Consider the following 23579-nt stretch of genomic DNA (forward strand, 5'->3'; position numbering starts at 1 on the left):
CGTGAACCGATCAGGCCGTGGCCGTTGCTCAGGGGAGAATCTCCTCAGCCAGCCCGGCTGCGGCAGGTATCCGCACTCTTATCGGCGGCGGCATCTCGATCGCCACCGGCGGCGGCAGGGATTGCTGCCAGCGGCTGGCCAGGATCAGCAGGTCGCGGGCATCCACCCGCGTGTCGTAGTTGAAATCGCCATCGGTGAAGACTCGCCCGCCCTGCTGCCAGTTGGCCGTGAGGATGTCCATGTCGAGCCGATTGACGGCCCGATCGCGATTTGCGTCGGCGGCGAGGACGAAGAAGTCCAGCGTGCTCGACGACGTCGAGGTGTTGCCCGCCAGGTCGGTCACTGCGGCGCTGAACAGCGTCATGCGATAATTTCCGTCGGGCAGGATTCCCGCGGGAAACGTCAGCGTCGCCATCGCCGTCGTGGTGTTGTATTGCACGACCGTCGAGATTGGCTGGCCCGTTGTCAGGTTGACGACACCCAGATCGCTGCCGCTCAGCGTGTTGCCGATGTCCTCGGAGAAGACGAGCGAGATCGAGTGCCCGGTGAGGAAGTTGAACGAGCTGCCCGAAAGCGAAGGCGCTATGTTGTCCACAATGACCGGGAATACCAGAGGGGCGCTGGCGTTGCCGGATGCATCGGTGGCGACGGCGGTGAACTCGTGCGCGCCATCCGGCAGGGATGTGCTCGTGTAATCGAACGTCCAGTTGCCCTGGTAATCGGCCTGGACCGAGCCGATCTGCCCGGCGCCGGCGCGGGCGAGCGTGACGATCGTGCCCGGTTCGGCGCGGCCGCGAAGCACGATCGTGCGGTCGGTGGTGATGCGATCCGTTGCGCTGGCGCCGCTGTCGTCGGAGATCGAGCTGATGATCGGCGGCGAGGGCACGGTGGTATCGATCTGAGTCACGGCACTTCCGATGGGGCTTTCGATGACGGCGCGGGCCAGGCGCGTGTTGTTCGTCGAGGTCAGCGCGATCCCCACGTAGACGGTCGGTGAGCTCATCGGAATCGTCGCCGAGCTGATGATCGACCAGGTGGATCCGTCTGACTGGTAGGCACGGAAGGTGCTTCCGGTGCGAACCAGGCGAAGAGAAACAGGTGGAGGGGTCGCGGCGCCGGGCGACTGCGTGGTCGAGCCCCCCGCCGTCGTGCGCGCCTGAAAGTAGGCGCCGGTGGTCGGAGTGAGGAACACGAAGGCGTTGGCGGCGTTGGCGGCGAGCGACTCGCGGATCATCAGCCCGGCCTTGGCCCACAGGTTCGTGTTCTCCAGCGAGCTGACCAGCGCGGTGATCTCCCCGTCGCCGGTCATTTCCCGGTAAATGAAGCGGAACTGATCGGACGTGCCGCCGATGTCCGCGCCGCTGGCCAGCACCGTGAACGCGCCGCCCCCCGCCGCGGAGTACCCCTGGGCGCCGCTGCCCGTGACGGGTCCGATGTCCAGGCTGCTCCACCCGCTCGGCAGCGGGACGCCCGAGGGCGTGGCGACCATGACCGGCGTGGCCGAAACGCTGTCGCTGTAGCCGTTGAAGGCAATGACGCGGTAGTAGTATTCCTCCAGCGGCACAACGCCGGTGTCGATGTAGCTGGTTGTGTTGGCGGGCACCGTGTCGTAGGGCACAAACGTGGTCCCGTCACTGGAGCGCTCGATGCGATAGCCGCTCTCGCCGGGCAGGTCGTTCCAGACGATGCGCACGGAGTCGGGCCGAGCCTCGGTCACTGCGACGCCGCTGACCGCCGAAAGCCGCGTGCTGCCGACGACCGTGGCGGCCACGCCATCACCCTGCGCGCTCAGCGGCACGATGCGGAAGTAGTAGACGGTTCCGATCGCCAGCACCCCACTGACGTATGCGGGCACGTTGACGCCCAGCGTCGCGACCGTCGTGAAGCTCACGTTGTCGGTGGATCGTTCGATGCGATACCCCGTCTCGCCGTCCACATCCCGCCAGGTGAGCATGAGCTGCACGCTGTTGGGCGAGATGACGCGCAGGCTGGTGGGCGCGGCGGGGCGATTGACGGCACTGACGACGCCGGACGGCACAGAGCGTGTCGCCCCGCTCAGGGCCGATACGCGATAGAAATAACGCAACGAGCCGGGCAGGCTTGAATCCGCGTAGCTGGTCAGTCCCGCGGAGGTGGTGGCGATCTGGGCGAATGTCACGCCGTCGCTGGATCGCTCGATGGCATATCCGCTTTCGCCGGCGATGTCGTTCCACGACAGGCTCAGTCCCGTGCCGCTGGTCGCCGGCGCGACGCTCAATCCGCCGGGCGCGGGAAGCGCGTTGTAGCTGGGAGTCGTGATCGCGATGTTGCCGCTGATGCTGACGTTGGCGAAGCGCGCCGTCGTGGTGAGGCTGGTGTCGCGGCTGCTTACCGCCAGCCCCACGTAGACCGTCGTGCCCATCGAGATGCTGAGCGAAGATCCGGCCGTCCAGGAGATGCCGTCGGCGGAGAAGGACGTGGTAAAGGTGGATCCGCTGCGCGCGAGCCGCAGCCAGTACGGTGCGCCCGCCGCCGCCTGCGTGCTGCTGCTCGTGCTGCTGCCGGCGCTGGTGCGACGGAGGAACTGGATGCCCGCGGTCGGAGTCACGGCCAGCATGGCATGCCGCGCGTTGGCGGTGAGCGAGTCGCGGATCATCACGCCCGCCTTGGCGCTGCCGTTGGTATTGGTCAGCGACAGAACCTGCGCCGTGATCGTGGTGTCGCCGTTGATCGGCACGTAGCTGAAGCGGAACTGGTCGGAGCTTGAGCCGATGTCAGCGCCGCTGGCCACGATCGAGTACGTGCCGCTGGCTGCGTCGAAGGCGGCGCTGCCACCGATGGTCCCGATCGTGCCGATGTCCAGCGAGCTCCAGTGCTGCGGCAGCGGAGAGACCGAGAAGTTGTATTGCCCGACATCACCGTAGTTGCCGTGGCTGGAGAGCAGCGCGTAATACGTTCCGGCCGAGAGCGTCAGCGTGAACTGCTGGTCGTTGGTTGTTGCGTCCTTCATCGCCAGCAGGTTGCCGGCGGCGTCGTAGACGGCGAGCTTCAGATCGACCCCGGAAGGACCTTCGGGCACAGCGCTGAGGCTGAGCGAGGCGGCGCCGTCGGAGACGAACGAAAACGCATCGACATCGCTGAGCCGCTCGATCACGCCCGTCACCCGCTGCGTGCCATCGACGACAGGCATTGGCGTTGCCGAGGCGATCGTTCCGCCGAAATCGTCGGCGCGGAATCCGTCGCCGCCGGAGTAGAAGCGGATGCGGTTGGCGATGATCGCCAGATCGTCCTGGATGGTCGTGACCGACTGGCTGGAGTGTCCGATGAACCACTTGTGGACCTGCTGGGCGTAATCGACACCCATGATCGGCCCGTGCAGCGAGTCGTAGCCGCTGGAGTACTCATTGACCTTCACGCCCATCGCGTCGTAGTCGGACTGATGCCACAGTCCGAAGTTGTGTCCGATCTCGTGGGCGATGCCGCTGACGCGCGTCCGCGCGTGGCCGGAATTGTTGAACGATTCGGGCCGGAAGTTCGGAAAGACGTTCACGTAGCTGTAGCCGTTGCTGATGTTGTTCCCGATGGCGCCCCAGGCGAACGGTACGGACGTCGGCTGCACCGTCGTCACGTTCGTTTCGAACATTGCGTAGTAGATCGACATCTGCCGCCAGGCTTTGGTGATGTTGGCGGCCTCGGTGGCGTTGAAGGTGGCCGGATCGCCGTCTTCGTCGTAGGGCTGAGTGCCGGTGGAGCTGTCGCCGTCGAAATCGAGGTAGATCGCGGTGGGCGCGCCGGGACGGCTGTTGAGCTGAGGCAATCCCGGTGGCGGCGGCGCCGGTGGCGAATTGAGCAGCTCCGGCGAAGGCTGCTGGAATCCGCTGCCCCTGATCCGCACGCGCATGTCGCTGGCGTTCGGGTTGGCCGGGTCGTACACCCCCGCCACGACGTAGCCAGGACATAGAAGCTGGCGGGGTTCGAGCAACTCGAGGATGGCGCAACGGGTCGGTCTCGCCGCAACCGGTTCCCGTCGCGCACGTGCGCTGCCCGCCGCTGGCCGCATAGTCCCTCGCCGCTTGCCCCGGAGATGCCCACCTGCTGGCGCCACTCCAGCCCAGGCGCAGGTGGCACTGTAACCGGCGGCGTGAGGTGGATCAACGCGAATCTGCAGCGGGTGCCGCTGTTGATTCAGCGGAACTGACCCAGACTCTCCAGATTGTCACCAGGCCGGCAACCAAATCTGCGCCCCGAGTCCTTTTTTCATTGTCCCTGAGTACCCGGTCGGGTAGATTTGCGCACCGAGGAGCTTTATCCCGCCGTGAGGGGAGGGATGCATGGTTCCCCGGTAGTAGTCGTTTTTTGGGCCAGACCAATGCATCGAATCCATCTTGCAGCGTCAATCGTGGGCGTGTGGTTTTTGTGCGCGATCTTCGCGATGCAGCCGGCAGGGGGTGGAGCGTTCTCCAGCTTCCACATCGGCAACAGCCTGACAGTAGATTCCAAACCCGAATCGCTGTCGCCGATGTTGAGCTGGGCGCGGGCCGACACCGCCAGCGTGGATATGCACGTTCGGGGCGGCGCGACGCTGGATTACATCTGGAACAATCCAACCGATCGATCGCTGAGCGGACATTTCGCCGGTCCCTGGCCTGATGCGCTGCGAAACTACACGTGGGATGCGGTCACACTCCAGCCATTCAATAAACCGATCGCCGGTCCCGATGGCGACGCCCAGCGCATCGTGGACTTCATGAACTACATGAAGACCGCCAACCCCGCCAACGCGCAGGCGCAGGTCTACATCCTGGCGCGCTGGCCGGAGACGGGCTGGTTTTCGCCGACCTACAGCGACACCTGGTCGCGCACGTACACGGGCGCGCCGGGTGAGGATGTGGCCCTGACGGCGACGGCGAGCTTTTTCGATCAGCTTCTGAGAGCGGTGCGGGCATCGCAGCCGCAGGACATGAAGCCCGTGCTGCTGATTCCTGCCGGACACGTCATCGCCGAGATCGACCGCCGCGCCCGCGCCGGACAACTCGGGAGCCTGACCAACATCGCCGCCCTGTATCGTGATTACATCCATCTGGGCGAAGTGGGCAGCTTCGTGACCGCCACGACGATGTACGCCACCTTCTTCGGCCAGGATCCGACCGGTATGCCGGTCCCATCGGAGTATTTTCCCAACGTCAGCGCCAATCTGGATCCGGCGCTGGTCCGTGGGCTTCAGGAAACGATCTGGTCGGTGGTCAGCTCCATGCCCGAGGCGACGGGTGTGCCCGAGCCGGCGGGGCTGGTGGCGGCGGTGCTGCTGCTGGGGCTGGCGGGGCGACTCACCGCAAGATCAATTCATGGGCGCGTGCCCGTTTCTTCGGGACTGGGCAAACAAGCGCGCGGCTGAGCCTCTGGCCGGTCCTCCAGGGATCCTGCCCGAGCATGTCACGGTCCTCCCGCAACGGCGATGATGTCACGGGCGTCCCCAGCGAGCGGCGATCACAGGCGCGGGGAGGCCGCGACACAGACTCGCTGGCCTGCTTCCGGCTCGATTCGTGCAAACCAATTTATCGATAATCCTGAGTTTCAGTTGACAAAACAATCATTTAAAGATAGGTGTAGAGGCAGACGTACCGTTGCTGCCGTCGCTTTCCGCTTGCCGGGCTTGCCAGGCCCAGGGAGGCGCTCGTGTCAGTCGATCGCTGCTTCACATCGTCGCTCCGCCGCATTGCCCGGCCAGGCTTTACACTCGTTGAGCTGCTGGTCGTCATTGGCATCATCGCATTGCTGATCTCGATCCTGCTGCCGACGCTCGGACGCGCGCGCCTGGCCGCTCAACGAACCGTCTGCCTCAGCAACATGCAGCAGATGGCCCAGGCCATCTACATCTACGGTGCACAGTTTAAAGGCGCCGTCCCGCCTTCCGATCCCAAGGGCAACGCCGGCACCAGCTATACCGTCTGGCGACACCCCAACACCGCTCCGGCCGGGTATATCCAGCAATACACTGCCGAAGGCTGGGTCGGTCCGGGCTATCTGTTCTACACCCGCATCCTGAAAGATCCCAAGACGTTCTACTGCCCGTCGATGCCCATCGAGGGGTTTACCTACCGGCCATGGGAATGGGAAAACCCCGGCTCGTATCGCTTCATGGGTTACCTCTACCGAATCTTCGGGGAAGCCGAAGGCCCGGCGGTGGTCTATCAGGCACTGGCCGAAGTCAAACAATTCAGGTTCGGAAAGATGAAGAACCGCGCCCTGGTCAAGGACATCCAGGTGCTTGGCTGGGGCAAGGGGCTGGCCTGGCCACACCGAAACCCCTGGGGCGTGAATGTTGCGTATTCAGACGGACACGCCGAGTTCGTCCAGCTCAACAAGAGCGATTTTGATGCGGCATTCCGACATGCAACCAAGCCGGATTCCGGCGTGGTCAATGCCACGCATTATGCCGTGGTGCTGTTCAAGGCGCTGGACAACAAAGACTTCACGGAGCTGAGAAAGACCTTCAAGTGATCCGGGAGAATTGGTGAGCCTTCGTCAGTCGTTGAATCAGAATCCCAAGCTCGCGGTTGCAGTCGCCGCAAGCGGCATCCTGGTCGCCATCCTCGCTGCACTATGGGCGTTGTCACCGGGGAACGGCGTGGCCACCGCCTCCGCCGCCCAGCCGGGGCAGGTCTTCTTCTCCAGTGATGACGGCAAAACGTACTTCGCCGACGATCCGTCCAAAATCCCTCCGTTCGAGAAAGACGGCAAACAGGTCTATCGCGCCTACGTCTTCAAGGCCGCTGACGGCAAGCCGTTCGTCTCATACCTGGCACGCTATACGCCGGAAGTAAGACAACAGCTCCAGGCCATCTACGCGCGTCCGCCCGAACAGCGCAATCCAATGGTCATCGCCCAGCTCGAACTGGATGGTCTGGAGGTCAAGGCGCCCGGCCAAAGCGAGTGGATGAGTCGCTCCGACCCCCGCGCCACGGAGCTGACCATGCCCCGCTTACCCGACGGCTCCTACGCCGAGCCGCTCGTGCCCTGAAGCAGGAGGAACTCGTGAAAAGTGACTCGATCCGCGTCCGCTCAGCCACAGACCGCACCCGTCTTCTTCTTACGATTGCTCTGGCGTTGTTGATCATGGCGACAGCGGCGCGCGCCGACATGCCACTGCTCGACACGCTCGCCGACGCCCGATCCATCGGACCCAGGACCGAGCCTGTCGATCCGGCCTCCTATCAGAGGATCGTCTACGTCTCCAGCACAGCGCAGGCCGCCGGCGCCGACGGCAGCAGGCAGCGCCCATTCGCCAGCGTCCAGGCGGCGATCGACGCCTGCAAAGACGCCGCCGCCTCCTCCCGGTGTGCAGTCCTGGTCGCCTCGGGCAAGTACTCGCCAGCCACCATTCAAATGCGCGAGTTTGTGGATCTGTTCGGCGGATTCGACGACCGCTGGCAGCGCGACATCGCCGCCAACCTCACCGTGCTGGACGCTGCCGGCGCCGGACCCGTTGTCCGCGCTGCCAATCACGCACGCCTCGACGGCTTCGTGATCACCGGCGGGCGCAACAAGGGCGCCGGCGGCGGGATCGTCGCCGATCACGTCTCGCCAATCATCAGCAACAACATCATCCGGGCAAACACCACCGTCGAGCCCGACGACTTCCGCCGCGACATGATCCACCAGCAGGGACACGACGGCGGAGGAATCGCGCTGCTGGCCGAATGCGTCGCCGAGGTCCGCAACAACCTCATCTGCCAGAACACGACGGGCATCGGCAACGGCGGCGGAATCTTCATCTGGAATGACTCGCGACCGAAGATCATCGCCAATGTGATCATCGACAACCACACCGGCCTGGCGGGCAGGCAGGGAAAGGAAGGCTCGCGAAGCTCCAACGGCGGAGCCATCGCCGTCAGCTACAACTGCGCCCCGCAGATCACCGGCAATCTCATCGCGATGAACAGCGTCGCCGACAACAGCGACGGCGGCGGCATCTACCTGGAGTACGACGCCCACGCCGTCATCCGCGGCAACTGGATCGTGGGCAACTCCGCGGCCGACGACGGCGGAGGAATGTACGTCATGAAAAACTCCCAGCCGCTGCTGGAGCGAAACGTGCTCGCCGGCAACCGCAACAGCTCCGGCGGATCAGGCGCGATCCGCCTGAGTAAGGAGGGCCGGCTCCGCGCCGTCAACAACCTGATCGTCTGCAACAAAACGGGCATGGATGCGGTGCACAGTTGGATGATCCTGGAGCGGAACACCTTCGTGGACTGCATGACCTGCGCGTTCGTGTACGAAAACGCCTTGCAGCACATGGCCCCGCCGATCGTGTCCAACAACATCTTCGCCGGACAGATGCAGGTGCCGGCGGTGCTCAAGCCCGGCCCGGTGTCGCCGCGGATGGAAGGCAACGTGGTCTGCGGCCAGGCCAGCAGTCAGCCCGGCGCCAACAGCCTCGCCGCCGACCTGCGGTTCATCGACGACCAGGTCATCGCGCCGATCGTTGGCCGCTCCGTGGATCAGGCAAAGTGTCTGACGGTTCTGACGCTTGGCGAGGTCGATGCCCGCGTGCAGCCCGGCTCGCTGGTCGGGCGTGTGATCAATGTCGGGCAGCAGTGGAGCGTGATTCGCGAGCATCGCCGCCCCGCCGCCGATGGCGCGGCGCACGAATTGATCGTCTGGGGCAACCTCACCGACGCCACCAGTGAATGCCGCGTGCTGGGCACGTACCAGTTGCCGCCGTCGTCGGCCTACCGCGACAAAGGCGCCTACGCTATTTCCGACTGAGCAGTCGATTATCAACAAACTGGATCGATTATCTAAGATTTTTCTGGACGTCCGCTTCCGCGATTTGATATAGTCAATCACTCACTTCAGTGGTGTGACTCTTTCCCGGGTGCGCTGGCTCGTCTGAAGTCCGGCCGCGCCGGTTGACGATGGGGACGAGTTTGCATTACGCGCTGGCACATTTCCCTTGTCCGATCACGACCCGCGTGCAGGCCGGTGCAGCGTTTGCCGCCGGCGCAACGTGGTCCACCCCTTTCTTTGCGGAGGCTTGGGTATGCGTTCACCTCTCATTAAGCGCGGAAGGCTTTGCCTTGCCGCCGCCGCGGCAATGACCCCGGCAATCGCGGCCGCTCAGACTCTGACCAACACCTTCGATACCGGTCCCGGCGATTTCATCGGCTTTAACGTTGGACTGCCGCCCGGCAGCACCAATTACTGGGTCAACGAGAACCTGACGGGCTACACCCCGGCGGGCGAACTCGGTGGCAATATCCCCTCCACCGGTCAGGCGTTTTTGGCGGATACGACCATCGGCCCCGGCGGAACCGGCGCGGGCATCCTGACCCTCGCCAGCCCGATCTCCGGCTCAGGCGAATTCTGGATCGGCCCCACCAGTCAGCAGACCAACGGCGCCATCTTCCTGGGACACATGACCCAGAGCCAGACTGATGGACAGCGAATCGGCATCCAGATTTCCGACGGCTACCGATTCTGGTGCGACTTCGGCAACAGCCAGAGCGGCGGCGGCGAGCACAGCGGCAGCCGAGGCGTCGTGAACAATTTCCTGGAACCCGGCAACGACCGCATCACGCTGCTGGGCGAGCAGAATTACCGCTTCACCTACTCCTGGGATCCCGCGACTCGCGTTTTGCGGGCTGATGTGTGGAGAGGATCCGACGACGTGCAACTGGGTTACCTCGAATACACCGCCAGCCCCGCCGAGGTCGCCGCCGGCGCCACGCTTGACTCCTTCGGCTTCGAGCGCGCCGGCAACCAGGGTCCCGGCACCGATGTTCGTCTGGACAACGTGGTCTATTCCTCCGGAACCGCGCCGCCCACCCCGACCTGGAACGCCCAGGCCGGCAACTGGCTCAGCAGCGGCAACTGGGTCGCGGGACTGATCGGCAACGGCATCGGCGCAGAAGCCATCTTCGGCACTGTCATCACCGCCAATCGCACCGTGTATGCCGACTCGCCCGTGACGCTGGGCAAGATGACCATCAACAGCCCCAACACGTACAACTTCAGCGGCGCTGCCTCGCTGACCATGCAGGGCACCGGCGCCAACAGCGCAACGATTGATGTGCAGGACGGCAATCAGAAAATCAATCTGCCCCTGTTCTTCGCCAGCAGCGGCGCCATCACCGCCGCTGGAACCTCCAGCCTCGTCATCGCCAACCCGATGACCATTCTTGCGGGCAAGACCGTCACCAAAACCGGCAACGTCACCATCGAAGCCCCCCTGACCATCGAACCCGGCGGCGTGCTGAACCTGGGCAATGGCGTCAGCTCGCTGTACAAGGCCCCGACACTCGGAACCGGCGCCAAGGTCAACATTACCGGCAGCGGCGTGAATGTCCTGGAGGGTAACCTGGCCACCGTCACCGGCCAGATCAAGACCGCCCTGGAAAACGGCGGGAACTTCGACTGGCAGGGGCCGGGCATCGGCTCGACTCGCGCCTTCCAGCAGAACCAGACCGCCGGCAGCTTCCTGTATGGGCTCGGCGTGGTGCTGAACGACCTGGCCCAGGTCGGCGGCAGCGGGCCGATCTACACCACCTTCAACGGCCAGGACGTGGCAGCCGACGATGTGCTGGTGAAGTTCACCTACTTTGGCGACGCCGATCTGAGTGGCTCGATCGACGCCACTGACTACTCGCTGATCGACAACGGGTACGTGAATGCGTTGAGCGGCTGGCTGAACGGAGACTTCGACTACTCCGGCACGATCGACGCGACGGACTATGCCCTGATCGACAACGCGTATGTCAATCAGGCCGGTCCGCTCGCTGAAGCACTCATTGCCGAGCACACCCGAATGTTCGGCGGCGAGTATCTTGCGGCGTTGCGGGCGATTCAGTCGGGCGTGATTCCCGAGCCGGCGTCGCTGTCGCTGCTGGCGTTGGGCGCGTGGTCGATTCAGCGGCCACGGCTCCGCCGACAGTAGCAACGATCCAGACGCAAGATGACGAGTGACTGATTCCTTCTCCGCGTCAACGTCCACGGGTCGCAACTGCGGCCCGTGGACGTTCGCTTTCATCCCACCCGCGTCATGCTGAACACCGGCCAGCTCGAACCGCTGGCCGGCACCTCCAGCGCCTGCTGGCTGGTCTGCCGCACCAGCAATTCGACATAGTCGCCGGGCGACATGTCGATCGGCGGCGAGGTGAAGGTGATCTGCGTGGTCTCGTCCTGGACGGCCGGCACGCGCATGGCGGCGACCACCTCCTGCCCGTTGCGACGCACGCGGACTTGGCGGCTTCCCTGCCCGTTGGCAGAAAACTCCACCGACGCGCTGATGGCGTAGCGGCCTGCGGTGCGACAAGTCAGGCGAGTCCCCGCCGATTCCGTCGGCCCGGAAGGCTCAAACATGTTGTCCGTATCATACTGCTCGCGATCGAAGTGCAGCAGCACGAGCTGGCCGGCGGGAATACGCTGGGGCGTGCCGCCGCAGCTCACCTTCGCCGCCGGAACCGGCAACACCCAGTCGCTGTGAAGCTGATTGTTCCGGCTGGTCTGAATTTCGACTCGCGACGATCCTCGCGACCCTGCCGGCTCGTCGGGGATTGCCCGGATCAGTCCCAGCGTATTGCTCGTATCCGCGGGCGAGCCGTTTTGCCCTGTCGCCAGCGCCAGCATCACAGGCCGCGTGGTCGCGGCGTCCGAGCGGCGCACGATCACTGGCCGATCGTCGTCGCAGTTGACTTCCAGCATCGAGCCAACCACGCCATCCCCCGGCGACCCCTTCAACGCCCCAATGCGCACGCCCCGCTTCATCATCACCACGATGCCGCTGTCGCCCTGCGGGCCGAAGCGCTTGTCCATCACCTGGAACACAATCGCCCCATAATGGTCCTTCTCGGAGGTGCCATAGTTGCGGGCGACGATCTCGGCATCGGTGATATAGCCTGAATGGGGGCTGGTGCTGGTGCTCTTCACCCGCCGCCCCATCCAGCGGATCAAGCCGGTGACGGCGCCGTTGGCGATGGCGCCGTTCTCGTCGGGATCCTTCGGATTGTCGGTTCCGGTGCGGACCAGATTGATCTCCGAAGGATCGTTCGTCTCGATCAGGCTCAGCGAGCGCAGCACGAGCTTCGAATCGGCATTGATGTTGTTCGTGCGCGTAAACGGCAGGCGGAAATCGGGGTAGTTCGTGTGCGGATTACGCACCTCGATCACCTTGCGCATCAGGTGGTCGATATCGTTGGATTCCCAGAAGTACGGATCATTGCAGAGCCGGACCGTGCCATTCTCATCGACCTGAAGAATGTTGATGTATCCGGAGCCATCCGCTTTCTTCCAGCGAATCGGCACGTTGTTGCCCAGATCAAGACTTCCTTCGATTCGCGGGCTTTTCAACGTGACCGGAGCATCAGACTCACCGGCCTGCTGTGCCGGCACCTGCCGCCAGATGCCCAAAGTCAACACCATGCACGCCGCGAGCAAGACAACTTGAAATGTGTGGTTCATGTTTGACCTCCTGCGAAATGCCTGCCGCCGGGATTGGAACAGGAGATACACTCCAGTCGACGATGAACGTGGATAAACGCAAAGAGGGTTTATTCGCGTCCATCTCTGCAACAACCGGCGTTGGTTTGTGTTGATCGGCGGCGTGGGGATCTCTGTTTTCAGGGCGAGCTGGTCGAGCGGTTGGCGATTCCGCAGACGCTGGCGATCACCGCCAGCAGCTCCGCCGGCTCCACAGGCTTGGGCACGTGCATCTGGTAGCCGGCCAGCAGCGCCCTGCGGCGATCCTCGGAGCGGGCAAAGGCGGTCAGCGCCACCGCGGGCGTGCCGCCGCCTTCGGCCTGCGGCAACTGCCTCAGCTTGCGGATGAACTGATATCCGTCTTCTCCGGGCATTCCGATATCCGCCAGCACAAGATCTGGCCGAATTCGCCGAAGCAACTCAAGCGCCTGGGCCGCCGACTCGGCGGTCTGTACCTGAGCGCGGTTCATCTCCAGCACTCGCCTGACCAGCTCGCGCGCATCCGGCTCATCATCCACCACCAGAACCCGCACACCCGAAAGGTCGATCTGATACGGCGCCACAGCCTGCGGGAAGGCACTGGAGCCCGGCTCCGTGGAAGGTGGCTGCTCGTACTGCTCGCGCATAGCGCTCAACGGCAGCGAGACGATAAACGTAGCGCCCTGGTCCTTGCCCTCACTGAACGCGATGATGCTTCCTCCGTGCAGCTCCACCAGATGTCGCGAAATCGCCAGCCCAAGCCCCAGCCCGCCTTGCCTGCGGCTGGCCGATGCATCCGCCTGGGCAAAACGCGTGAACAGGTATGGCAGAAATTCCGGGCTGATCCCCTGCCCGGTATCGGCGACACAGACCTGCACATGTGAACGGACCCTTCGAAGAGTCACCTGCACCTGTCCGCCCCGCGGAGTGAACTTGATCGCGTTGGACAGCAGATTCCACAACACCTGCTGAAGCCGTCCGGCGTCGCCGCTGACCACTGCCGCGTCCGGATCCAGCACTCTTACCAGCCGCACGCCCTTGGCCTCGGCGGCGGGACGGACCGACTCCACCGCGTTGTTGATCACCTCCGCCAGATCACCGGACGCACGTTCAGCCGCATCTTGCCGGAGATGATCCGGTTCATGTCCAGCAGGTCCTCCACGAGCTGCGCCTGGACACGGGCGTTGCGGTCGATGATCTGGAGTCCCTCGGCCAGCTCGACCGGCCCGGCCGCCCCCGACCGCAGCAGATGCGTCCAGCCGATGATCGCGTTCAGCGGCGTGCGCAGCTCATGCGAGAGCGTGGCCAGGAATTCGTCTTTCATCCGGCTGACGCGCTCCGCCTCGCGTCTGGCCGCCTGCTCGCTGGCCAGCAACTGCTCTCGTTCGGCCAACATGCGCTTCAGCGCCGTAATATCTCGCGCGATCTTCGAAGCGCCGATGATCCGCCCATGTTCATCCCGCACTGGCGAAATCGTCACCGATACGTCGATCCGCTGCCCGTCCTTGCGAACGCGCACCGTTTCGAAATGCTCGATGCGTTCGCCCCGCCTCAGCCGCTGGAGAATCTGCTGCTCTTCTTCTGGACGTTCCGGGGGAATGATCTTCAGGATGGATTGGCCGATCATCTCCTGGGCGGAATAGCCGAAGATGCGTTCGGCGGCGGCGTTCCAGCTTCGCACGATGCCGTTCAGATCCTTGCTGACGATCGCATCGTCGGACGAGGCGACGATCGCCGCCAGCAGCGGCTGCACTTCCAGCCCCTGCGCCGGACTGCCCGGCGCCGAACCCCCCGCCTGCTGTGCTGATCGATCTTCTGACCCGGATTGCGACACGCTTCAAATGCTAATGCGTTATGGGCGGGAGGCGGAACGGGCAATCCGCCCCGAAAAAGTCCCCTCTCGCTGCCGAGCAGTCTCATCCCCCGGGTTGACGTCCCGAGGCGGCGCTGACGAAGGAGTAGCTTCCGCGGTTCTGGCGGGCGATGGACCGCAGCATGTCACGCCCGTCGAGCGAGCCGAACTGGATCGCATGTATCCGCACCTGGCCTCCACGATTCGCCGCCGCCAGCCGCCGCACTGTTTCGCGGCGATCCAGATCGCCACGCTTTCCCAAGCTGTCCGAAAGTACATAGAGCTGCTGCGGCCCGCTGCTCAGCGCCAGCACCAATGCCTCTGGCAGCTCCATCGTTCCGTGGTCGATCAGCTCGCCGCGGCGGCGCAGGCTCGAGTTGACGTCCACAGCCATCGCCGGATTCGACAACACCTGCTCCAGATTCTGCGCCGCAAACTCGACCAGCCGCTGGTTGGGATCCAGATACATCACCTGCACTGGAGCCTGCGTGCCGAGTCGAACCATCTCGCGATCGATCTCCTCCCGCACCACGCCCAGCATTGCCTCCAGACCGCACGATGCGTCGATGAAGAAAATCGCCTGTGCCCGATCCATCATCGCCGGTGACCTCCCAGTCGGGCTCGCATGCGGCATTGGCCCGGCGGAAGCTTCGACAGGACCGGACTGCACAGTGTCGCCGAATCTGGCGGCCAGCTTCTGCTCCATCGCTCGCTGCTGTGCCTGGAGTCGAGACTGAAGCTGCGCGTCCAGACTGGCAAGCTGCGACTGCTGCTGGCTGGCCACGATGCTGGCGATCTCCTGAAGCATCGCCGCGCGTTCGCTGGCGACGCCGGTTTTGATTTGGCGCTCGATGGCGCCAAGCAGCTCTTGATCCGCCCGGGGGTCGCGCCCCGCCGTCGCCTGGGCGATCCGCGTCAGCTCCGTGCCAAGGCTGTGGATCGAATCCTGGGTCCGCAGATACAACGCCGCATGCGAGAGGATCACCAGCAGCAACACCCCCAGCAGAATCACCGGCATCCATCGCCACAGCCGCGGCGCGGGTCTGCCCGGCACGTCCTCCGCCGCCGCAACCGGCAGCGACGACTGCTGCGGCTCCTGCAAGACCGAAGCCAGCAGAATCGGAGCGACGCTTCGTCGGACGATCGCATCGCGCCTGGATGCATCAGGCAACGACAATCGTGGCGAGGCATCCTGCGGCTCGATGACGGCACGGTTCTGCTGATCATCAGCCTGATCCAACGCATCGCGATCAGGATCGCTGCCCTGGCCGAGCGTGTCCGACTGCTCGGCAGGCACGTGCCTTTGAATGCGCTGGACGTATGAAGGGGCGCGTGTTGTGGTTGGACTGGCCGCGGCCCGACGCGCGCCGAGTTGGTTAAAACGACTGCCCGGCTGGGGCGGGTTGTCTGCGCCCTGCTGCGGCAGCGCGTGCACGGGAAGTGGCTCCAGCCTCGCCACGACGTCCGCGGACAGACCGGCCGCGTCGAGCCGGACAATCCTGCCTCGCAGCGGCCCGCTTGTGACCATCACCAGCATGCTGCCTAACCCTCGCCGCCGCCACGCGACATCGAAACCGCCGAGGGCGCCGTCGTCGCCGCCCCCGGCCGCAGATGGCGTGCCCTGGCCAGCACCGACAGGTTGTGCTCGATCGACACGTCGCTGATCACGCCGTCGTAGACCTTCGCCGCCTCGTCGCTTCGGCCCAGCATCCCCAGCGCCAGGGCGTGGTTGGCGCGGTACACGGCGTTGTCGGGTGCGGCGTCGGCGGCGATCTTGAACTCGCCCGCCGCCCGCGCGTATTCCTGCTTCACCAGCCAGCACAGCCCCAGATTGTTCCGCATCACGCTGTCATGAGGCGCATGCTTCAAGCCCATCGATAACACCTCGATCGCGTCATTCACGCGGTCGGACCGCAGATAGATCCCCGCCATTTCGTTGTAGGCCGGGGCGAACTTCGGATACTGCTGCACGGTTCGGTTCAGCAGGTAGATTGCGTCGCGGTCGCGGCCCTTGGCGACGAGGATCCTGGCCATCGCGTACAGCGTTCGCGCGCTGGGCTGACGACGGGCGCCGCGATCAAACTCATCCTCAACCTGTTGCCGCCTCGCATCACGCGTGTCGGCCTTGCTGGTGGCCTGGCTCTTGTTGCCCGAGGCACAACCGGTTGCCAGCAGAATCGCGATGCTCAGCAGCGCGCAGCAGGCGCCTGGCGGCGACCGATACTTCGAGTGTGACGTGTTCATTGCGCCCTCCCTGCGGGATAGCCGCTTGCACCGCGGGCGGTGCGTCCGCTGCTGGCGGAGCCGGAAGACGACCGTCCGGACATCGACGCGCCCGATCCGGCGCCGCGGCCGCCGCCGTTGCCGCCGTTTTGTGCGGCGCTCTGATAGCTCCGCCAGATCAGCTCCGACGACACGCCCGGCCCGCCGGGAACGCCCGGACCAACATGCAGTTTGCTCGCATCGGCACCGGCTTCGGCGAATCGCGCGCGGACGGTCTCCAGCCGTCGCTTATACAGATCCTCACCGGCGTCGCCCTGGACGACGCTCACCCGCGCCTCGGGCTGATCGTGCAGTGTCTCGGCCAGCACCTGCACCTGCCTTTCGCCCAGATCATTCAGCGACGCCGTCGCCGGATGGAAGTGATACGAGTAGATGATCCGTTCGGCGGTAACGGCGTTGCGCGTATCCTGCTCCAGGGCGGCTCGAACCATCATCGTGTTCAGCGTTCGCTCGTCGGGCGCCTGCTCCGCCACCTCCTTGCCCTTGTTCTTGTCATTGCTGCATCCGACCACCGCCAGCCCCACAAGGGCCGCACTGATCGCCGTCGTCTTCACACCGACCTTCATCCATCGCATGGTTTTCTCCCATTCGTGTGATTTCGCAGGTCACTTTGCAGTTGCCGCTCGGATCAGCCTTTCATGAACACCGCGGCGATCTTGATCACCGCCGGTCCCAGAATCACGATGAACATGCACGGGAAGATGAACATCACCATCGGGAACAGCAGCTTGACGGCGAGTTTCTCGGCCTGTTCTTCGGCGCGCTGGCTTCGCTCGGTGCGCATGGCGTCGGCGTAGGTTCGCAGCGCCTGGCTGACGCTGGTGCCGAAGCGCTCGGACTGCACGAGCGTGGCGACCAGCGACGATACGTCCTGCACCCCCGTGCGATGCGCCATGTGTCGCAGCGCCTCAGCACGCTGCGCGCCAAGATGCATCTCCAGACTCGCCAGCGACATCTCGTCGGCCAGAATCTGGCTCACCGGGCGGATTTCGTCGGTCACGTTGTTCCAGGCCATGTCCAGACCCATGCCGGCCGAGACGCAGATCTCCAGCAGGTCGATGGCGTCGGGCAGATTGCGTCGGACCTCGCCGCTGCGACGGCTGCGGCGCACGGCCAGCACGATGTTGGGAATTAACCCCAACACAGCCACGCAGCCGAAGATGATCCCGATCCGTACCGGCAGCGACAGGTCGAACGAAAACGCGATCACCCCGCCGAAGGGAATGCCCAGCAGCACCAGCAGCACCTGCGCACCGATGTAGATCGAGGTTGCCGGCTCGTCGTAATACCCGGCCTGAAGCAGCCGCTCGCGAAGATCGTTCTGGACCGGCTTGTTGCTGGTGACGGCCCGGCCGAGGTGATCCACGGCGCTGATGAAGCCGGCCTGGCTCATCACCGCCGCACCACCGGTGCTGCCCGACGTGAAGCCCGCGCCGCCGCTGGTCGCGCCGAACAGCCGCGCCTGGAGCATCCGCTGGCGAACCCACCGCACCAGCAGCAACGCCGATCCGATCAGCATCACCGAGCAGAACACCAGGATGGGAATCAACAGATCGCGCGTCATGAGTTACTCGCTACTCGTCAATAATTTCCCGTCACCGCTTACTGAGCAGCGGCCACTGACCACTGGCCACTAGTACTTCAACACCGACATCCGATTCATGATCCACGTGCCGATCGCCAGCATCACCCCGCCGACCAGCAGCATCATTCCGCCCTCGAAGGTGTCGAAGAACGGCTGCATGTACTGCCGGTTCATCAGGTTCAAAGCGACGAACAGCCCGATCGGCAACGCCAGCAGCACCCATTTGCTGAGCTGGGCTTCGGCGGTGAGCACGCGGGCGCGGCGGTTGAGTCGCATGCGGTCGCGAATCACCCACGCCACGCGATCCATCATGTCGGCAAGGTTCCCGCCGCTGCGAAGCTGGATGATCACCGATGCGGCGAAGATGCGCATGTCCGGGCTGAGCGACCTGGATGCCGCCTGCGCCAACGCCTGCTGGATGCTCACGCCGAACGATTCCTGATCGACGATCTCGGCGAAGACGGCATTCAGCGGAGGATCGATCTCCTCGGAGATCAGGCGGAAGGCGCCGCTGAGCGGGTGTCCGGCGCGAAGCGACCTCGCCCCAAGGTCCAGCGCGTCGATGAGCTGTTTTTCAAACAGGGCCTGGCGGCGGTTGATGCAGTACATCAGGTAGCCGCGGAAGCCGATGAGCAGCACCGCCGCCGTCGCGCCGGCCAGCAGAACATTGCGCGTGATCAGCAGCACCAGCAGGCTCAGCAGCGATACGCTCGCCACCAGGCGCAGGATGATCTGCGGCAGCGGGGTTTGCCATCCGGCGTGGCGGCGGATCAGCTCCAGCCGCTGGCGAAGCGTCGGCGCCGCCCCGCCGGGCACGACCGTCTCCGCCGCCTTCCCTTCGTGCCACAGCCGCAGCACACGCTCGGTGGCGCTCTGCTGGTCGTTGCCGGCGTACAGCCGCCTTTCAATGCGATGACGCTGCCGCGAGCGATACAGCACCCACAGCATCACCGCGCCGATCCACACCGCCACGATCAGCCCGAACACGGAGATCTGAATGAAGATCAGTCGGATTCTTTCGGCTTCCAGCATGACTGTCGTCTCGCTGTTGTGGCTTACGGCCTGGCCGTCTCCAGAACACGATGCCGGAACATGTCCGGCGGCAGCTTGACTCCCTCGGCCAGGATCCTCTCCAGACACTGCGGGCGAATTCCGCACGCCTCGAAATGCCCCGTGGCGTTGCCTTCAGCGTCGATGCCGGTTTGGCGGAAGCGGAAGATCTCCTGCATGCAGAAGGTCTCGCCTTCCATGCCGGTCACTTCCGAGATGCTCAGCAGTTTTCGCCTGCCGCCCGTCAGACGTGCCACCTGCACCATCAGGTTGATCGCCGCCGCCATCTGCTGCCGGATCGCCTGCACCGGGAAGTTCAGCCCGGCCATGCTCACCATGTTCTCGATTCGCCGCACCGCGTCCCGGGTGCTGTTGGCGTGGACGGTGGTCATCGAGCCGTCGTGACCGGTGTTCATCGCCTGAAGCATGTCCAGCGCCTCGGCGCCGCGCACCTCGCCGATGATGATCCGGTCGGGACGCATTCGCAGGCTGTTTCGCAGCAGGTCGCGCTGCGTCACCTCGCCCTTGCCCTCGATGTTCGGCGGGCGAGTTTCCAGCCGCACGACGTGCTTGCGCTGAAGCTGAAGCTCGGCGGCGTCTTCGATCGTCACCACCCGCTCGCCCGCCGGAATCCACCTCGACAGCACGTTCAGCAGCGTCGTCTTGCCCGAGCCCGTGCCGCCGCTGATCAGAATGTTCATCCGGCAGCGCACGCACGCTTCCAGGAACATCGACATCTCTTCCGTCAGCGCGCCCACCCCGATCAGCCGCGAAATGTCGAACGGAATCGTCCCGAAGCGGCGAATGCTCATCGACGGGCCGTCCAGTGACAGCGGCGGGATGATCGCATTGACGCGGCTGCCATCCGCCAGGCGCGCATCGAGCATCGGCGAGCTTTCATCAATCCGCCGCCCCACCCGCGCCGCGATCCGCTGGATCACCTGGATCAGATGTTCGTCATCGCGAAAGCGAAGCTCCGTCTCCTCGAGTCGTCCGCCACGCTCCACATAGATCAGGTACGGACCATTCACCAGGATGTCCGTCACCCGCGGATCGCGAAGCAGTTCCTCAATCGGCCCCAGGCCGAAGATCTCGTCCATCACCTCGCGAAGCAGTTTGGCCTTTTCCGGCGCCGACAGCGGGGTCTTTTGCTCGCCAAGAAGCTGATCGACGCGGCGGGAGCACTCGGCCTGAAGCTGCTCGCGCGGCATGCGGCGTGCCTGCACGAGGTCCAGCGTTTCCAGCAGCCGGTTGTGGACCTGCCGCTTGACGGCATCCTGGCCCGGCGTGGTCGTGACCGCGCCAGCGCCGTTGCCGTTGCCTTCGTGGTTACCATGCCCGTTGCCCGCCGCCGCGGGTGCGGTCGGCGACGGCAACTTGCCTGTCGTTGCGGGTGTTGTGTGTCGGCTGCCAAACATCTTCACACGTCTCCACTGTCGCTAAGGGTGCTGTGGCCCGTTCCGCCGCCGGTTTCACGCGCCGCGCAAGCGGCCGCCGGACCGTCGCTCGATTCCGCTCACGTCGGCTTGTACTGCGGAATCAGTGTTTCGAGCAGTTCCTGAAGATCCTTCCGCAAAACCGACCGCGGCGCCGCCTGTGCCAGCGTCTGTCCGTAGTTCAGCCCCGCGATCGCCGCCGACCAGTCATTTCGCACGCACGCGATCCTGACTCCGCCCAGCGCTTTGCTGGCGTCGTCCAGACTGATCATCTGTCGCCGGGCGCAGCGATTGGCCACCGGCAACACATTGCCCGGCGGCACGCCCCACTCCACCAGCGCATCCAGCATCTGCCTGGCGATGCGAATGTCCTTGACCGTGAGCTGAAAGACCACCAGCGTGCGGGTGCTGGCGGCGGCAAGGATCGAGGCGACTTCCATCCCCACCCGCGGCGCATCGACGATCGTATGCCGATACGCCTGGCGGGCGCATCTCAATGCCTGTTCCAGCCGCTCGATGTTCAGCGGCTCGGGCTTGCAGAAGCGGATGCTTGCCGGACTGGCCAGCACGTGCAGCTCATCGCCCCAGGCACTGGCGGTGGTGCTGAGCAGGTCGGTGTCGATCGGCCCGCTGTAGTTGAGGATCTGCTCCAGCCCGTACCGCGGCTCCAGACCCAGGTACGTCGCCATCGCGCCGTAGTGGCAGTCCATGTCGATCAGCAGGGCGCGCTGTCCGCCCGTGGCCGAGGGCTGCCTGGCCAGTTCGTGTGCCAGGTTCACCGCCAGCGTGGTCGCGCCGCAACCGCCGCTGGCGGAAAGGATCGTCAGCAACTCTCCTTGCGCCGTGCCGCCCGACGACGCGCCGCCCATCAACCGATCCAGCACCGCGTGCAGCTCGCTGTGCATCGTTCTCTTCGAAACGACCCGGCGAAGCCCCGCCTGCATCGATTCCAGCAGCAGCTCGCTGCTCAGTTGATCAGCCAGCCCGACGAACCGCGATCCGGGGAAGCGCGCCACAACGCGCTCCAGATCGCTCAGGATCTGGCGCGGCAGCGGATCCAGATCCACCAGCACCACCGGCATCGCCGCGCTGCTGCGGCTCAGGTGCGCCAGCAGGTCGCGCGTCGTCTGTGGCCAGGTCGGGTCCAGCACGTGCCCGTTGCCGCTGAGGGCGCGGCTGACCTCCGTCACCACCGTGACATCCGCGGTCATCAGAAGTACGTTGCTCTGCGCGCTCATGCGATTCGGTTCCGCTCACGCCCCGCAGGCGGGACGGCTCGACCAGGTGCGATGCAGCATCACTTCACGTCGCCGCTGCGGCCTTCACCGGCCAGGGAGCTGGGAACATCGTCGTGGCTCACCCATCCGCCCGGCCCACGCAGCTCATTCAGGCCCATCGCCTTGAGCTGCTCGGCCTGGGCGGGCGCCAGCGGCCTGGGTTTGCCGGCGATCTTGCCATCCAGGTACAGCTCCCAATCGTTGGGCGTCACATGCGTGTCTCCGGGCAGCGCCACGTCGCCGGTTGTCGAGCTGGGCTCCACCAGCGACGCCGTCACCATGATCAGCAACTCGGTCTCGCGCTGCTGATAGCGCACCGAGCGGAACAGCGGCCCCAGCACCGGCAGATCGCCCAAGCCCGGAACCTTCGACGACCGCGCGTTGTCCGAGCGGCTGATCAGTCCCGCGATGGCGAACGTCTGGCCGCTCTGCATCTCCAGCGTGGTCTCAACCCGTCGGCTCAGCACGGAGGGAACGCTGGTCCCCAGCACCTCCACCGCACCCACATCCGACAATTCACTGACCTCCGGAGTGACCTTCAGGTGTATCCTGCCGTCGCCCAGCACGGTGGGCCGGAAATACAGCCGCACGCCGAACTCCTTGTATTCGATGCTGATCTCGGTCGTCCCGCCGCCGCCAACCTGCGCCACCGGGATCGGGAACTCTCCACCGGCCAGGAAGCTTGCTTCCTGCCCGCTCATCGCCACCAGCGTGGGCTCGGCCAGCACGCGCAGATACTGATTCTCCGCCAGCGCCTGGATAAAGAATTGAAGATCCGAATTGGGGAACCCGGCGAACATGGTGGCGGTTGGGGGCACGCCGATGCCTCCCTCGGCCACGGTGTAGGGCGTGGGGCCCGATCCGATCGTGTAGCCCTCGGGCACGCCGATATTCATCGGGGTAAACGGCCCGGCCGACGAGCCGAGCTGCACCCCGCCAAAAAAGTCGTCGCCCGTGTACAGCGTGTTGATCCCCATCGCCCGCAGCGCGGTGCGGCTGACCTCCGCCACCTTCACCTGAAGCTGCACCTGCTGCACTCCGGCGACCTTCGTCGCGTCGATGAAGTCCAGCTTCGACAGCTCGAAATAGCGATGAAGCTGGGGGACCTGCTCGGCGCGCGTCAGCTCGCCGCGGAGCACGATCACCTTGCCCACCTGCATCACTTCCAGGTTGGCGTCGGGGAACATCTTGTGAAGCTGGCCTTCCAGCCGGCTCAGGTCCGCCTCCACCTCCACGCGCGACTGCCACACCTCGCCCTGCTCGCTCCAGAGCATGATCTCCGTGCTGCCCGCTTCCTTGCCCAGGATCTGGATTCGCCGCGGCGAGGTCATGTCCACGTCGGCCACCGACGGGTCGCTGATCGAGACGCGTTTCACCGGCCAGGGAGCGTCGATCACGCGCGAATGTCCCGCCTGGACAGAGACCGAATGCGTCTGCCGGGCTTCGAGGCGGACGTTTCCGGTGGCCGGCGCGTCCTGCGCCAGCGTCACGCCCGGCGCCAGGATGGCGGCAAGCGGAATCACGCTGGCGGCGCCCCGGCCAATCAGTGCCGCGGCGCGGGCATTCGTCTTGCTCATGTGCTTTGACTTGTTGGACAGCATGTTCTGTTCCCTCGTCGTTGTCAGAGGCATTGGTGCAGGAACTGGTATTCAGATCGGGCA

Annotated in this window: 17 protein-coding genes; 5 read left to right on the forward strand and 12 right to left on the reverse strand. The window is 64.8% G+C overall.

What is annotated here, in order from left to right; genetic code table 11:
- Window positions 1-28 precede the first annotated feature (28 nt).
- Window positions 29-3961, reverse strand: coding sequence for an Ig-like domain-containing protein (locus ACQS5P_RS07690; RefSeq protein ID WP_428940312.1), 3933 nt, complete (start codon window positions 3959-3961; stop codon window positions 29-31).
- 387 nt (window positions 3962-4348) lie between these two features.
- Here ACQS5P_RS07690 and ACQS5P_RS07695 point away from each other — a divergent pair, with 387 nt between their 5' ends.
- The 5 genes from ACQS5P_RS07695 to ACQS5P_RS07715 all read left to right on the forward strand — a co-directional run bounded on the left by ACQS5P_RS07695 (window position 4349) and on the right by ACQS5P_RS07715 (window position 10915).
- Window positions 4349-5374 (forward strand): hypothetical protein, encoded by a 1026-nt coding sequence (locus ACQS5P_RS07695; protein ID WP_428940313.1) that lies wholly within the window; start codon window positions 4349-4351, stop codon window positions 5372-5374.
- A 281-nt stretch (window positions 5375-5655) separates the two neighbouring features.
- The gene (locus ACQS5P_RS07700) at window positions 5656-6480 is read left to right on the forward strand and encodes a type II secretion system protein (protein WP_428940314.1); all 825 of its coding nucleotides are present in this window, start codon (window positions 5656-5658) and stop codon (window positions 6478-6480) included.
- Between the two features lie 13 nt (window positions 6481-6493).
- Entirely contained in the window at window positions 6494-7000 is a 507-nt protein-coding gene (locus tag ACQS5P_RS07705; RefSeq protein WP_428940315.1) for a hypothetical protein, read from the forward strand.
- 14 nt (window positions 7001-7014) lie between these two features.
- Window positions 7015-8748: a right-handed parallel beta-helix repeat-containing protein gene (locus ACQS5P_RS07710; protein WP_428940316.1), complete on the forward strand. Its 1734-nt coding sequence runs from the start codon at window positions 7015-7017 to the stop codon at window positions 8746-8748.
- 274 nt (window positions 8749-9022) lie between these two features.
- Window positions 9023-10915 carry a hypothetical protein gene (locus tag ACQS5P_RS07715; RefSeq protein ID WP_428940317.1) on the forward strand — a complete coding sequence of 631 codons (1893 nt, stop codon included), beginning with the start codon at window positions 9023-9025 and terminating at the stop codon, window positions 10913-10915.
- An 89-nt stretch (window positions 10916-11004) separates the two neighbouring features.
- On the opposite strand, the gene ACQS5P_RS07720 is transcribed toward ACQS5P_RS07715, so the two are convergent.
- The 11 genes from ACQS5P_RS07720 to ACQS5P_RS07770 form a co-directional block, all read right to left on the reverse strand.
- Window positions 11005-12438 (reverse strand): hypothetical protein, encoded by a 1434-nt coding sequence (locus ACQS5P_RS07720; protein ID WP_428940318.1) that lies wholly within the window; start codon window positions 12436-12438, stop codon window positions 11005-11007.
- A 158-nt stretch (window positions 12439-12596) separates the two neighbouring features.
- The gene (locus ACQS5P_RS07725) at window positions 12597-13520 is read right to left on the reverse strand and encodes an ATP-binding response regulator (RefSeq protein WP_428940319.1); all 924 of its coding nucleotides are present in this window, start codon (window positions 13518-13520) and stop codon (window positions 12597-12599) included.
- Window positions 13517-14269 carry a PAS domain S-box protein gene (locus ACQS5P_RS07730; protein ID WP_428940320.1) on the reverse strand — a complete coding sequence of 251 codons (753 nt, stop codon included), beginning with the start codon at window positions 14267-14269 and terminating at the stop codon, window positions 13517-13519. Before ACQS5P_RS07730 ends, ACQS5P_RS07725 begins: the two co-directional genes overlap by 4 nt.
- A gap of 82 nt (window positions 14270-14351) precedes the next feature.
- The gene (locus ACQS5P_RS07735) at window positions 14352-15824 is read right to left on the reverse strand and encodes a hypothetical protein (RefSeq protein ID WP_428940321.1); all 1473 of its coding nucleotides are present in this window, start codon (window positions 15822-15824) and stop codon (window positions 14352-14354) included.
- Window positions 15825-15829: 5 nt separating this feature from the next.
- On the reverse strand, window positions 15830-16531 hold the full coding sequence (locus ACQS5P_RS07740; RefSeq protein ID WP_428940322.1) for a tetratricopeptide repeat protein: 702 nt from the start codon (window positions 16529-16531) through the stop codon (window positions 15830-15832).
- Window positions 16528-17145 (reverse strand): hypothetical protein, encoded by a 618-nt coding sequence (locus ACQS5P_RS07745; RefSeq protein ID WP_428940323.1) that lies wholly within the window; start codon window positions 17143-17145, stop codon window positions 16528-16530. The genes ACQS5P_RS07740 and ACQS5P_RS07745 overlap by 4 nt, the downstream gene beginning before the upstream one ends.
- A gap of 53 nt (window positions 17146-17198) precedes the next feature.
- Window positions 17199-18134: a type II secretion system F family protein gene (locus ACQS5P_RS07750; protein WP_428940324.1), complete on the reverse strand. Its 936-nt coding sequence runs from the start codon at window positions 18132-18134 to the stop codon at window positions 17199-17201.
- A 69-nt stretch (window positions 18135-18203) separates the two neighbouring features.
- Complete coding sequence (locus ACQS5P_RS07755; RefSeq protein WP_428940325.1) at window positions 18204-19187, reverse strand: type II secretion system F family protein; 984 nt, start codon at window positions 19185-19187, stop codon at window positions 18204-18206.
- Between the two features lie 23 nt (window positions 19188-19210).
- Window positions 19211-20623: a CpaF family protein gene (locus ACQS5P_RS07760; protein ID WP_428940326.1), complete on the reverse strand. Its 1413-nt coding sequence runs from the start codon at window positions 20621-20623 to the stop codon at window positions 19211-19213.
- A gap of 98 nt (window positions 20624-20721) precedes the next feature.
- On the reverse strand, window positions 20722-21879 hold the full coding sequence (locus tag ACQS5P_RS07765; RefSeq protein ID WP_428940327.1) for an AAA family ATPase: 1158 nt from the start codon (window positions 21877-21879) through the stop codon (window positions 20722-20724).
- A 59-nt stretch (window positions 21880-21938) separates the two neighbouring features.
- Window positions 21939-23519 (reverse strand): type II and III secretion system protein family protein, encoded by a 1581-nt coding sequence (locus ACQS5P_RS07770; RefSeq protein WP_428940328.1) that lies wholly within the window; start codon window positions 23517-23519, stop codon window positions 21939-21941.
- Window positions 23520-23579 lie beyond the last annotated feature (60 nt).

Origin of the sequence: Fontivita pretiosa (assembly GCF_050410795.1) — a bacterium.
Lineage (GTDB): Bacteria > Planctomycetota > Phycisphaerae > Tepidisphaerales > Tepidisphaeraceae > Fontivita > Fontivita pretiosa.